Genomic DNA, 13,318 nt, shown 5'->3' with positions numbered 1-13,318 from the left:
CCTCTATTCTCTCAAACAATTGTCCCGTCTGGCTTCCGTCTACCTTGTCACCCTCTCAGCTTTGAGTCAGGGCGATCGCTATTTCTGAAAAACGAAATTATCTAAATCGTAGCGCCAGCTTGATTCGGGGAATGCTTCATGTCATACCGTATTTCAAACGCGGCACTACGGATATTGGTAGGCGCAAGTGAACGCACCCTACCCCTCCGGTGGCGGTGCGTTCGAGGTGTAGGTCGCGGTTGTGGTTCGCAAGGGTGGCAAATTGCTCGGGAGTGACCTGGAATTTGAGGGTGGCGGGAATGTGGAGCGTGTGGGTTGTGGCGATCGATGGTTTCATGGGGGGGAACGCCTCCGCTGCTGGATCTACACACCATTTTACCCAGGGCGATATCATGATTTGCTGTGACGCATCGTTCCCACGCTCCGCGTGGGTAACGCAATCCTCAGACGCTCTGCGTCGCCACCACCTGAAACGACACAATAACCTATGAGTCGCAGCCGCTACGTCATTACCGAACCCGATCGCCCGCACTTTCTGACCTGCACCGTCGTCGAGTGGCTCCCGATCTTCACCCGCCCCGAAGCTGTCGCGATCGTCTTGGGTAGCTGGGAGCATCTACGCCGGACGGATGGTTTCCGGCTGTATGGCTATGTTGTGCTGGAAAACCACCTTCATTTTATTGGTCACGCTCCCCGACTCGATCGCTGTGTTGCCCGTTTTAAGTCGTTTACGGCTCGCAGCCTCATCGATTTGCTACAGCGGCACAATGCCCAAACCCTACTGAAGCGATTTACCTTTGCTAAAAAGGCTCACAAGCGCGATCGCGAGCACCAGGTTTGGCAGGAAGGTTCACATGCCGAGCTGATTTTGAGTGATGAAATGATGCGTGAAAAGCTGGAGTATATTCACAATAATCCGGTGAAGCGGGGCTATGTCGATCGTCCGGAATATTGGCGTTATTCTAGCGCTCGCAACTATCTGGGAAGTGAGGGTCTGATTGCGATCGACCCTTGGTATTAGTGGCAATGCGGAGCGTCTGGGGATTGCGTTGAAATCGCCTCGTTCGCATCGTTCCCAAGCCCTTCACATCGTTCCCACGCAGAGCGTGGGAATGCCGTCGGGACGCTCTGCGTCCAGTCATCGCGCGACCATCATGCGACGCAGAGCGTCTGGGGATTGCGTTGCCCACGCGGAGCGTGGGAACGATAAAAAAAATCGAATACGGGGTTCCGTGGATGGTGCGATGATGATGTCAGAAATGAACGTGGTGGCGCAAATGTGGAGGCGGTGTTGACGGCGATTTCCATTTTATGGTGGCGCACGAACAGGGTGCATCTCACTTTCGTAAAAACACCAAAATCATGGTAAAATAATATGAGTAGATATCTCTAAAAAATTTCAAAATGAACTTAAACTCCGAAGATCGAGAAAAGCTACAAGAACATCTCAAAGCGGTGGCTGACATCTTGCATCGTAATACGTCTTCAGATAGACTCCAAACTTTTGAGAAGATTGAAACCACTCTGAGAGACCAAATACAAGAAGAAGTTTCTCCCGAAATTGCTCAGTTTTTTTTTCAGCAGTTAGCCAAATCAAAATTGGCCGACCCCGAAAATTGAAAACCATTGTCGGGGAAGTTGAAATCACTGACAAACAAGCCCATTATTTTAACTTAAAACCGAACAGTAGATTGAGTCCCAAAATGGAAAAAAATGCTCTCTTGGTTTGTGCCAATGAATCTTACCAAAGAGCCGAGGAAGATTTAAGCTCTTTGACGGGACTAAAAATTTCCCATAGTACACTACAAAGACTCGTTCAAAAACAAAACTTGGAGCTACCAAATTCCATAGTTGGAGTACAGGAAGTTAGCTTGGATGGAGGAAAAATAAGGTTACGCACCGCTGCGAAGGGTGAACCTTGCCAATGGAAAAGACTATAAAGGCAGTGTGGTTTAAATGGGAATTATTTGGGAGCTTTTTTCCAAGACAACTTGGCTTTAAGTGATTGGGTTAACAGTCAGCCATTAATTCATCCACTATTTTGTCTGGGAGATGGACATCCGGGGATTTGGAATTTATTTGAAAATCTGGGAGAAGATGAACAAAGAATTGAAATTTTAGACTGGTATCATCTTAAAGAAAATCTTTACAAAGTCGGAGGATCGTTAAAGCGACTCAAGCAAGGCGAGAAATTGTTATGGTTGGGAAAAGTTGAAGAAACTCTCAATTTATTTCGAGCTTTAAAAAAGAAAGAAGCGGTCAACTTTTGTCGATATCTGGAAACTCATAGATCTCGAATAATCAACTATAAATATTGTCAGGAAGAAAAAATCAGTTCCGTGGGTTCAGGCTCAATTGAATCGGGTGTTAAGCAAATCGGAATGCGAGTCAAAATATCGGGAGCGCAATGGAAAGTAGAGAATGTTTCTAAGATTCTTTCTTTACGCTGTGCTTACTTAAATGGCACTCTGTTTTAGCAATATTTTTGCAAAACTGAGATGCACCCCACGAACATTTCTTTTCGCCGTAACGCACCCTACCTACTCGCTTATAGAAAATTGACCCAGTGCATTGGTCATTACGCTCCTTAACAACCCCTGATACACTCGCTCCAATCTGTCAATTTCTAATTGATCTAAGTCAGGCAGCGATGAGTCCATAGCAATCAATTTCTCATTATTTTGCCTGATAGCCTCCTGCATTTTCACGACCTCCGATAACTGTAACTTACTCTCTTCGTCGGCTATGAAAACGACTAACGGGTAATACCAGAAACTCACTCCGAAAAATAACCCTGTCGATACCCGCGCCACCTTCAGGTAATTACCGGCTTTGCTAGATTCCACGATGGAGACCAGATCGTTCAATACCGCCTTACCCTCATAATAAGGTGAGACATTACGTAGTACAAACTCCGGTAAGTTCAATTTGCTTTTTATCAACCGGGTGAACATAGAATGATTGAACATTCTCCTCGTTAGACCGTAACATCCAACTGCGATTGTCGCTGCTTTTGCAGTTGTATAAAAACCCCTTTTAAAACTGTCTACTAATAATTGCTGACTTTCTTCAGAACTCAAATGAACCACCTGAGTTCCATTATTTCCCGCGTTAGGGTTGTACATCGGGTATTTCTCCTGTTTTCTCTCGTGTGTATAAGCGCAAACCGGACAATTTTATCGAGGTTGAGGGTGAGTAGGAGGGTGAGGCAACCGAGACGTGCGGTAGTGCGATCGCCGATCTTGTAATGGTTATGAACAAAGAACAGTTAGGTAACTGAAGTTTTAGAGAAGAACATTGAGAGTAACACTGGCATCGCTCAAACCAGCAGCATTTGCCAAACGATAACTGAAGGTATGAGTTCCCAGAAAGGCAGGACTAGCATTAACCAAAGTAATACTACCATCAGAACCAACCGTCAGCGTACCTCCCGCTAACGCCACCGAGCTACCTGCCGCATGATCCGTTACAGCACCCCCTAAAGCGCCGCCACCAAAACTGGTAATCGACGCAGCCGGGGAGCCTAACGAATCGTTACCGAGCAAGCCGCCGAATGGTGTAAACGGGCTGGCATTGTAAACCTGACCAGTTAGATCGAATATTAGCACATACAATTCCTCATTGTCAACTGTTGCCGGATCGTCAATACCATCGGCAACCGCAACCGGCGGTATGCCAACCAGGATGTTAACCGTGCCATCAGAGGTTCCACCAACATTCGATAACTGGTAGTCAAAACTGTAGGTTCCGGTCGTGGTCGGATTGAGTAAACTGAAACTACCATCCCCATTTACCGTCAACGTTCCACCCGCCAAACTAACAGCAGAACCGGCAGTATTCGTCGTTACAGTTCCCCCAAGGTCGCCGCCACCAAACGTTGTTATCGTAGATGCGGGGCTACCTAACGTGTCGTTATCGAGCAAATCATTGGTGGCTGCCGTCGTAATCGTTAGCGTTCCTCCCTGTGCAACCACATAACCGCTATCATCTGTCGCCGTCGGTGGCACAGCAACAACCTCAATTGTAATTGTGCCGTTATCCGTTCCCGCTGCATTTTCTAGCTGATAGTTAAAACTGTAAGTTCCGGCAGTGTCGGGATTCTCAAATATCAGGCTTCCATCAGAATTTACAGCCAACATTCCACCTGCCAAGCTGACAGAATCTCCTGCGGTATTTGTAGTTGCAGAACCAGTCAAATCACCGCCGCCAAAACTGGTAATTGTCGCGGCTGGATATCCGACCGTATCGTTATCGAGAATGTCGTTAGAATCCGCCATTAAAATTTTCAAAGTTTCCCCGACGTTTGCAACGTAAGAATCATCAGTAACGGCGGGCGGTTCTTGAACCTCAATCGTTAGAATTGCCGTATTATTTCCTTGAGAATTTTCTAACTGATACTCGACGGTGTAAGTTCCCGTAGAATCGGGATTTGTGAGGCTGATGCTGCCGTCAGCATTCACAGTCAAGGTTCCCCCCGCCAAACTAACCGAATCGCCCGCCGAATTGTCCGTCACTGCACCGCCCAAACTGCCCGCACCAAACGCGGCAATTTCTGCTGTGGGAAAACCGAGATTGTCGTTATCGAGCAGATCGTTGGTTGCACTGGTGGCGATGTTTAACGTTTCACCTACGTTCACCGTATAGCTGCCATCATCCGTCGCCGTCGGTGCAACCGGAGCCGTGTCATCGTTCGTCAGCGTCAATACCGCCGTCGGATGCGTACTTCCGGCACGTCCCGCCCCGCTAAAGTCCGTCAGCGACAGTGCTACTGTTTCATCCGCCTCGAAGTCCGTATCGCCCAAAATCTCGATATCAACCGTCTTGCTGGCATCACCCGCTGCAAAACTGACGACAAGCGGACTGCTCGTGAAATCGTCTCCCGGTGTTGCGCCGTCCGTCGTCCCTGCGGCTAACGCCACTGTCACGTCCTCTACAACTGTCGTATTTCCACTACGGTTCAAGAGCACCACCGTACTGGTGTTCGTGTCGTCCCCTTCATCTGCTGTAAAGGTCGCCGCCGAGAAATCGTAGCTCGGATCGGGTAATGGGGTCGGGGTTGGAGCGGGGGTCGGGGTTGGAGCGGGGGTTGGCGTTGGAGCGGGTGTCGGTTCGGGTTCCGGTTCGGGTTCCGGTTCGGGTTCGGGTGTGGGTTCGGGAGTCGGCGTTGACGTTGGCGTTGGTGTCGGTGAGGGAGTAGAGGCTTCACTTGAATCGGGTTCTGCTACTTCTGTCACCGCAACGTCCGTCAGTGGGATAAAGTCGTTGGCGTCGAGGTCGATCGCACCTTGAACCGTGGCCAAAAACTGACCGCTGCGGCGATCGCGAATGACGGTGTTTCCGTCTTCCACCGTTAACGTCAAATCGTCAAACGTTAGGTCGCCGAGGAGTTCGATGCGGTCTTCACCTCGGCTGAAATCCTGGATGCGATCGGCATCGGCTAGGGTTTCCCCTCCGGTAGAGCGAGCGTTGCTTAGACGACCGATCGCAAAAATATCGTTGCCCTCGCCCCCCGTCAGGGTATCGCGGCCCACATCTCCATAGAGGACATCGTCGCCGGACGCTCCTTGCAGCCAGTCGTTATCTTGGCCGCCCCAGAGGGTGTCGTCTCCGGCATCGCCGATGAGGGTGTCTCGTCCTTTATTACCAAACAGCCAGTTACTTTCGGTGTCGGGGTTAGATTCGGGGGGTAAGGTTCCCCCCTGGATGAAGTCGTCGCCGAGGTCGCCCGCGATGATATCGAACCCTAAATCTCCGTAGAGGCGATCGCCGTCTTGTCCGCCCCAGATCGTATCGTTGTCTCGTCCGCCGAAAATTGTATCGCGTCCGGTATTCCCGGCCAGTACGTCGTTGCCAGCGTTGCCGAAGATGCGATCGTCCGCTGCGAATCCAGCGGCGCGATCGTTCCCCCCCAAAGCCTGGATGATGTCAGGATTAACAGTTCCGGTCAGGATATCGTTGTCGGAGATAAGCAGGTCATACAAAAAAAAGGAGGTATATTACAGATTATAAAGTGTTTCCCCAGAAAGGAGTCAGAGGTATGGGAGCCAGACTGAGAGTGTTTCTCAACCGTGAAGAAGAAAGAACGCTCTGGGAGATGAGGAAGGCAACGACGGTGAGTCAGCGAGTCAAAGACCGAGCCGAAGCCGTTCGTCTGAGCCACCAAGGGTGGTATGTCGAACAGATAGCCGAGCACCTGCACCAAACGGTCAAGACGGTGAGGAAAACTCTCAAGACTTGGATAGATAAGGGATTAGGGGGACTGTGGGAAGCCCAAGGACGGGGACGGAAAAAAACTTGGAATGAAGAAGACATCGAATATCTAGAAAACTGCCTCAGAAATGACCCAAGAACCTATAACAGCGAGCAACTGGCGGAAAAACTGCGCCGCGAACGACAAGTGAACCTGAGTCCTGAGTATCTGCGTCAGATCCTCAAAAAAAGGGGGTCATTTGGAAGCGGACCCGAATAAGCCATCAACAACGACAAGACCCCCAAAAGCGCCTAGCTAAGCAAAACGACCTGGAAATGCTCGAACTCGCTGCCGCGGCTGGAGAGATTGACTTACTCTACACGGACGAATCGGGATGCTGTTTGTGGAGTGCCGCCAGCTACAGCTATTACTTCAAGGGAGAACAGAAACGGCAAGAACAGACGAAGAAACGAGGGAAACGAGTGAGTCTGTTAGGGCTATGGCAACCCTTAGTGACTTTTGTCTGTAGTTTGGCCTTGGGCAGTTGGAAAAGTGAAGACTTCATCAAGCTGATGGACGAGCAAGCCCATGAAGCCCAGAAAATTTACGAACTTACGGGTCGAATCCGCGTCATCGTACTCGATAATGGTTCGATTCACACGAGTAAGGTAGTTCAGCAGAAGTTCTCTCAATGGGAAGCTCAAGGACTGTACTTATTCTTCTTGCCACCCTACTGTTCCGAAATGAATCCCATTGAATTGGAGTGGGAGCATCTTAAACGTGATGAATTAGTCGGACAGATGTTTGAATCCGAGTCCGAATTGGCTTTTCACGTGACCGAGGGACTCGAAGCCCGAGGAGAGCGCCACGGACATTCTGTTAAGTATGTCAACCTTCGAGGCCTGAAATAATCCTTTACACACATTCCTTTTTTTCTCTGGGGCTACTTACCAAGGATTGCCATCGTTTGGTCGAGGTTAGATTTAATGTGGTTCGGTTTGACGTTAAAGTGACAAAAGCTACTAAGGTCGATCGAGCATAGAAATACTTAACCCGTGCCGATTTGTTATTTTTTAATTTGAACGCAAAATCGTAAAATGTGGCTCGATTTTGACACAGATTGACGAAAAAAAGCCCAATTTAAAAGTGAAGCTTGCAAGAACTTCATAATTTTTTGCGATATTTAAGTGTTTTTTGAAAATTTTACAAAGAAATATCTAAACCTCCGGACGCTCGCTTCGGAGTTAATATTTTGATTTATCGCAATATGGTTATTAATAACGAACAATAAATATCGCAGTTTCAACAATCGTGGTTGCGGCGTCGATACCTGATGGGTTTCAACGACAAACATTGACTTCGCCGCCACGCACCGCCCCCTAGCGCAGACCCAAACCGCCGCGTTACCCTACCTCTAACAACACCTTCAACCCTCGAACTCCATGCAAACCGACATCGTCGTCATTGGAAGCGGAATCGGCGGACTCAGTTGTGGCGCACTGCTGGCGCGATACGGCTTCGACGTTACCGTCTGCGAAAGTCACGCTATCCCTGGCGGTGCCGCCCACAGTTTCACCCGCAACGGCTTTAAATTCGACTCGGGCCCTTCTCTCTTTTCCGGGTTGTCCTATCCCTCCACCAACCCCTTGCGCCACGTTCTCGACGCCATCGGCGAAACGGTTCCCTGTGCCACTTACGACGCTTGGGGATGTCGCCTTCCTGAAGGAGACTTCAAATCGGCGATCGGTTCGGATGACTTTTCTTACGTTCTGCGGAAACTGCGAGGAGAAAATGCTGCCTCGCAATGGCGCCAGTTACAAGCGGTGATGGAACCCCTGGGCAAAATCGCCACGGGAATGCCCCCCGCCGCGATGCGCTTAGATTTGGGCGCGATTTTCACGGTGGGTAAGTATCTCCCCAATTTCATCGGTTATGGGTTGGACGCCCTCAAACTCACCAAGCCCTTCAGCGAGATTCTCCAAGAGGTGGTGACGGACGAGTTCGTCTACAACTGGATGGATATGCTCTGTTTCCTGCTGGCTGGGGTTCCGGCGAAGGGCATCAGTGCGGCGGAAATGGCGTTTATGTTTGCGGAGTGGTATCGCCCCGGTGTGGTGTTGGACTATCCTCTCGGGGGCAGCGGTGCGGTTATTGAAGCTCTGGTGCGAGGGTTAGAAAAGTACGACGGTCGTTTGATGCTGAACGCCCATGTGGAGGAGGTTTTGGTGCAGCAGAATCGCGCGGTGGGGGTGCGACTGCGGAATGGTAAGGAAATTATTGCGAAGGAAGCGGTGGTGTCGAATGCTTCGATGTGGGATACGTTAGATTTGTTTGCCGATGGTGCGCTCCCCGATCGCTTCCGACGGGAAAAGTTAGAAACGCCTCAATGCGACAGTTTTATGCACTTGCACGCGGGAATTGACGCGGCGGGACTTCCCGAGGATTTGGATTGTCATTATATCGTCGTCAAGGAGTGGGAGATTACGAAACCTCAAAATATTGTCTTGGTGTCGATTCCGTCGGTACTCGATCGGAGTTTGGCGCCGGAGGGAAAGCACGTGATTCATGCGTATACGCCGGGAACGGAACCTTACGATCTTTGGGAGGGACTCGATCGCCGCAGTGAGGAATACCAGCAGCAGAAACGAGACCGAGGCGAGGTGCTGTGGAAGGCGATCGAGCGTGTTATCCCCGATTTGCGAGAACGGATTGAAGTCTCGCTGGTGGGAACGCCGCTGACTCATCAGCGGTTTTTACGGCGACATCGGGGAACTTACGGCCCCGCCATCACCGCAGAACAGGGATTGTTCCCCAGCGGAACCACCCCCATCGAGGGATTTTGGTGTTGTGGCGATTCTACGTTTCCGGGGATTGGCGTTCCTGCGGTGGCCGCCAGTGGGAACATCGTCGCCAATTCGATCGCACCGTTAGAAAAACATCAGGCGGTGTTGCAGGAACTCGGATTTTAGGCGGAAACGGTGATATAGGTAGATGAGGCTTGCGGAGAAGGAATCTCCAAGTTTTCAGCTTTCAAACCTTCGAGATGAAACGCGATCGCCTCACGCATATTCTGTTCTATCTCCTGGCGAGTCTGACCTGTCGCCACGCAACCCGGTAAATCGGGAGAGTAAGCAGAGTAACCGGTTTCGGTTTTTTCAATCACAATTAAATACCGCATTATCGCAAACCTGCTTGTTTCAGAATGCTACCGAAACAGTAACGACTCGGGACTCAAACTGTCCGCCAGACGCGCCGCTTGGGAGGTCTCAGGGGGCGCGTTAGCGTTAGAAGATCGGGGCGATCGCCTAGAAATCTGAAAAAAAGGCGATCGAACACCGGGGATCGTGAGACACTATCGGGATAAGACTTTTGCGAAGCACGCATCTATTATCGATCGATCTGTTTAGAGACCTAAGAGTTCATGCAACGACGACCTCCCCTGCGCCGCACGAAAATCGTAGCGACGATCGGCCCTGCAACCAGCAAACCCGACGTGCTGCGGGAGTTGATTTTGGCCGGGGCTACCACTCTCCGACTCAACTTCTCTCACGGAACCCACGACGACCACCAACGCAACATCCGCCTCATTCGTCAAACCTCCTTCGAGTTAAACCAACCCGTCGGAATTCTCCAAGACCTTCAAGGACCGAAAATCCGGTTAGGTAAATTCGAGACGGGATCGATTAAACTCGCCGACGGCGACCCCTTCACCCTCACCAGTCGCCAAATCCCCGGAACCCAGGAAGTCTCCTCGATTACCTACGAACCCCTAGCGCGGGAAGTTCCCGAAGGTGCGACGATTCTCCTCGACGACGGACGGGTGGAAATGCGCGTCGAAAAAGTCGATCCCGCCGCCGGAGAACTCTACTGTCGTACCGTCGTCGGTGGCGTCCTCTCCAACAACAAAGGGGTCAACTTCCCCGGCGTCTACCTCTCCGTTAAAGCCTTGACGGACAAAGACCGTACCGATTTAATGTTCGGTCTCGACCAAGGCGTAGACTGGGTGGCCTTGAGTTTCGTTCGCAACCCTCAAGACGTACTCGAAATTAAAGAACTGATTTCCAGCGCCGGAAAATCCGTCCCCGTCATCGTCAAAATCGAGAAACACGAAGCCATCGAACAGATGGAAGAAATTCTCTCCCTCAGCGACGGCGTGATGGTGGCGCGGGGAGACTTGGGGGTCGAACTTCCCGCCGAAGACGTTCCCATTTTGCAAAAACGCCTCATCGTCACCGCCAACCGCTTGGGAATTCCGGTGATTACCGCCACGCAAATGCTCGATAGCATGGTGTCGAGTCCTCGCGCCACCCGCGCCGAAATCTCCGACGTGGCCAACGCCATTCTCGACGGAACCGATGCGGTAATGCTGTCCAACGAGACGGCGGTGGGACAGTTCCCCGTCAAAGCCGTGGCCACGATGGCGCAAATCGCCCAGCGCATCGAACGCGAAAAAATTATCCAGAACGTTTCGGGGGTGGACGAAACCGGGCGATCGATCCCCAACGCCATCAGCCAAGCGGTGGGTCAGATTTCCGACCAACTGGACGCTTCGGCGATTATGACCCTAACGAAATCTGGGTCTACCGCCCGCAACGTCTCTAAATTCCGCCCGAAACCGCCGATTTTAGCGGTGACGCCCCATGTGAACGTCGCCCGTCAGTTACAACTGGTGTGGGGCGTGAAAACCCTGCTGGTGCTGGATTTACCTTCGACCTCCCAAACCTTCCAAGCGGCGATTAACGTGGCCTTGGAAAACCAACTCGTCAGCGAGGGGGATTTAGTGGTGATGACCGCCGGAACGCTTCAAGGGGTGTCCGGTTCCACGGACTTGGTGAAAGTGGAAGTCGTTACCGCCGTTCTCGGTCAGGGGACGGGATTGGGTACCATGTCGGGAACCGTCAGCGGTCCGGCGCGAGTCGCCCGCAATGCGATGTCCGTGGCGAACTTCAGCCCTGGGGAAATTCTCGTGACGGCGAGTACCGACGCCAATTTCATTGAGGTGTTGAAGAAAGCCTCGGGAGTGGTAACGGAAGAATCCAGTTTGACCAGTCACGCCGCGATTATCTGTTCGCAGTTGGGTAAGCCGGTCATCGTCGGGGTGAAAAACGCCACGAAGTTGATTCGGGAAGGGTCGATTCTCACTCTCGATATTCAACGGGGTTTGGTGTATTCTGGGGCGTCCTCTTCGGTGCAAACGGAAGATTTGCTGAAGGTTTAACTCACCCACCTCGCCGGGTTTGTGGGATGTCTGCAAATTTCGGCGAGGAGTGGTTGACATTCGTTGCCGACGTGCTATAATTAATATCCGTTGCCGATGTAGCTCAGTGGTAGAGCACTCGATTCGTAATCGAGCGGTCACGAGTTCAAATCTCGTCATCGGCTTTTTTTGTTGGAAAGAAGTCGATTGGGTTTCGACTCCGCTCAACCCAACATCCACAAGTTTGTTTATTGTCGATAAATGAGTTGCGCCGTCTGTAGAATGTCCTGGCGGCGAATCCAGTTCTCGCTGGTTTCAACCGAGGCTTTAGGTACGATATCGACTTGACGTCCGGATCGAGTTTCCAAGTCGTGTTCGATCTTAGCCAAAGTTAACAAGCCTTGGCGAGCGTTGGGTAAAAAACTCACCAGACAATCGATATCGCTATCTGCCCCAAAATCATCGCGGAGAATGGAACCGAATAGGGCAAATTGCCGAATTTGCCACCGTTGGCAGAAGGCGGCAATTTCTGCCAGAGACAGCCCTAACCGTTGTTGAAGGCGGGGTTCGAGAGCGGTGGGGTTCGCCATAGGTTTGAAAATCGAACGGTTTAAAATAGAAGCGATCGCTCTCTATTTTAACTATCTATGCGAACCGTCGTCAGTCCCGAACAACTCTATCTTTCACCGGGAAGCGTGTTACGATCGCCCGGAACTTGGGCGGATTACGCTTCCCTGTTAGAACAGCGAGGCGATCGCCAAAATCCCTCGACGAACGAAGCTGAAAAAAATCTTTTCATCGCGATATCTTCGCGGGAACTTCCCCTATAATGGAAGTGGTAACGAGCCTTCAGTACGGCGATGACTTTCGACCTTCTCGCAGAACAGCGATCGCCCGACACCTCCCAAAAATTGCTACTCCACGGTGTCAGTTGGGAAAAATACGAAGCTTTTTTGGAACTCCTCGGCGATGACTTTCCCAGTTTGCGCCTGAAGTATCTCGACGGAACCTTACAGTTTGTGTCTCCGAGTCGAAACCACGAATTTATTAAACGCAACATCGCGCGGTTGCTAGATGCGTATTTGGAAGAAACGCGAACCCCGTTTTTCGGGTTGGGTTCGACGACGTTTCGCCGGGAAGTGAAATCGCGGGGAGTCGAACCGGATGAATGTTACTGTTTCGGGGAAGAAAAATCGCGTCCTGATTTGGCGTTCGAAGTGGTTTTTACCTCTGGAGGAATCGACAGTCTCGCCATTTACGAAGGTTTGGAAGTTCCCGAGGTTTGGTTTTGGGAAAACGGACGGTTTACGATTTACTGTTTGGGTGAAAAGGGTTATGTGGAGTGTGAGAGAAGTCAGCAGTTACCGGGTTTGGATATAGTGTTGTTGTCGCAGTACGTGACGGCGGAGAATCCTTTGGATGCTGTCATTGAGTTTCGGAAGCAGATATAAAAAACTTTCCTTCTAATCTTTTTTTATAAATTCCTTAACCGAAAGACTATCCAGGATTACTATGGCAATTTAATAGAGTCAAAATTCTGAATAAAATTTCCTGGCCTTTATCTAAAAAATGTGCTAGTTTATTCGTATAAATCATACCGGCGATCGCAAATGAGACAAGAGTTTTTGAAACAACTAAAACAAATTTTAGAAAAATCTAGCTTTTACTCAGAGGGTCTTCGGAGTTTGTGGTTATAAATGTATAGCATGATACAAAAAATTGAAGATTCGAGAGCCAAAACCCTTGAAATCTCGTGAAGTTAGTTTTTCTGTCACCCTAAACTCCGAAGAGCCTACTCAGATGGATGGGTGTATGGAAGACTAAAGCAAAAACTGGGAAGTCTCCAAGCCGACGAATTAAATAAACGGGTCTTCGGAGTTTGTGGTTATAAATGTATACCATAATACAAAAAATTGAAAATTCGAGAGCCA

Annotated in this window: 10 protein-coding genes, 1 tRNA gene and 2 pseudogenes; 8 read left to right on the top strand and 5 right to left on the bottom strand. The window is 50.4% G+C overall.

What is annotated here, in order from left to right; all coding sequences use genetic code 11:
• Positions 1-136: 136 nt before the first annotated feature.
• Complete coding sequence (locus GEI7105_RS37070; protein ID WP_202804395.1) at positions 137-337, bottom strand: hypothetical protein; 201 nt, start codon at positions 335-337, stop codon at positions 137-139.
• 150 nt (positions 338-487) lie between these two features.
• Here GEI7105_RS37070 and GEI7105_RS0110180 point away from each other — a divergent pair, with 150 nt between their 5' ends.
• Positions 488-1,021 carry an REP-associated tyrosine transposase gene (locus GEI7105_RS0110180; protein WP_017660362.1) on the top strand — a complete coding sequence of 178 codons (534 nt, stop codon included), beginning with the start codon at positions 488-490 and terminating at the stop codon, positions 1,019-1,021.
• A gap of 383 nt (positions 1,022-1,404) precedes the next feature.
• Positions 1,405-2,477: pseudogene (locus GEI7105_RS35950) on the top strand (ISKra4 family transposase).
• A gap of 63 nt (positions 2,478-2,540) precedes the next feature.
• Here GEI7105_RS35950 and GEI7105_RS0110160 read toward each other — a convergent pair.
• Both GEI7105_RS0110160 and GEI7105_RS35945 read right to left on the bottom strand, forming a co-directional pair.
• Complete coding sequence (locus tag GEI7105_RS0110160) at positions 2,541-3,125, bottom strand: hypothetical protein (RefSeq protein WP_144053745.1); 585 nt, start codon at positions 3,123-3,125, stop codon at positions 2,541-2,543.
• A gap of 159 nt (positions 3,126-3,284) precedes the next feature.
• A complete protein-coding gene (locus GEI7105_RS35945; protein ID WP_017660357.1) occupies positions 3,285-5,981 on the bottom strand; it encodes a Calx-beta domain-containing protein in 2,697 nt (898 codons plus the stop codon).
• Positions 5,982-6,037: 56 nt separating this feature from the next.
• Between GEI7105_RS35945 and GEI7105_RS35940 the strand changes: the two are divergent.
• Together GEI7105_RS35940 and GEI7105_RS0110140 are read left to right on the top strand one after the other, a co-directional pair.
• Positions 6,038-7,101: pseudogene (locus GEI7105_RS35940) on the top strand (IS630 family transposase).
• Between the two features lie 531 nt (positions 7,102-7,632).
• Complete coding sequence (locus GEI7105_RS0110140; protein WP_017660356.1) at positions 7,633-9,159, top strand: phytoene desaturase family protein; 1,527 nt, start codon at positions 7,633-7,635, stop codon at positions 9,157-9,159.
• Here the strand turns inward: GEI7105_RS0110140 and GEI7105_RS0110135 are convergent.
• On the bottom strand, positions 9,156-9,368 hold the full coding sequence (locus tag GEI7105_RS0110135; protein WP_017660355.1) for a type II toxin-antitoxin system HicB family antitoxin: 213 nt from the start codon (positions 9,366-9,368) through the stop codon (positions 9,156-9,158). The two genes, GEI7105_RS0110140 and GEI7105_RS0110135, sit on opposite strands and share 4 nt — an antisense overlap.
• Before the next feature lie 243 nt (positions 9,369-9,611).
• On the opposite strand from GEI7105_RS0110135, the gene pyk reads away from it, so the two are divergent.
• Positions 9,612-11,408: a pyruvate kinase gene (gene pyk / locus GEI7105_RS0110130; RefSeq protein WP_017660354.1), complete on the top strand. Its 1,797-nt coding sequence runs from the start codon at positions 9,612-9,614 to the stop codon at positions 11,406-11,408.
• Between the two features lie 92 nt (positions 11,409-11,500).
• Positions 11,501-11,572: transfer RNA gene (locus tag GEI7105_RS0110125), tRNA-Thr, on the top strand.
• Between the two features lie 63 nt (positions 11,573-11,635).
• On the opposite strand, the gene GEI7105_RS0110120 is transcribed toward GEI7105_RS0110125, so the two are convergent.
• Positions 11,636-11,977 (bottom strand): nucleotidyltransferase family protein, encoded by a 342-nt coding sequence (locus GEI7105_RS0110120; protein WP_017660353.1) that lies wholly within the window; start codon positions 11,975-11,977, stop codon positions 11,636-11,638.
• Positions 11,978-12,034: 57 nt separating this feature from the next.
• On the opposite strand from GEI7105_RS0110120, the gene GEI7105_RS39015 reads away from it, so the two are divergent.
• The gene (locus GEI7105_RS39015; protein ID WP_017660352.1) at positions 12,035-12,217 is read left to right on the top strand and encodes a hypothetical protein; all 183 of its coding nucleotides are present in this window, start codon (positions 12,035-12,037) and stop codon (positions 12,215-12,217) included.
• Positions 12,218-12,247: 30 nt separating this feature from the next.
• Positions 12,248-12,838, top strand: coding sequence for a Uma2 family endonuclease (locus GEI7105_RS0110110; RefSeq protein WP_017660351.1), 591 nt, complete (start codon positions 12,248-12,250; stop codon positions 12,836-12,838).
• Positions 12,839-13,318: the final 480 nt, after the last annotated feature.

This window comes from Baaleninema simplex PCC 7105 (assembly GCF_000332355.1).
GTDB classification, from domain to species: Bacteria; Cyanobacteriota; Cyanobacteriia; order Cyanobacteriales; family Geitlerinemataceae; genus Baaleninema; species Baaleninema simplex.
The sequence above is the reverse complement of the archived record's forward strand: the minus strand, read 5'-3'. Positions and strand labels throughout refer to the sequence as shown.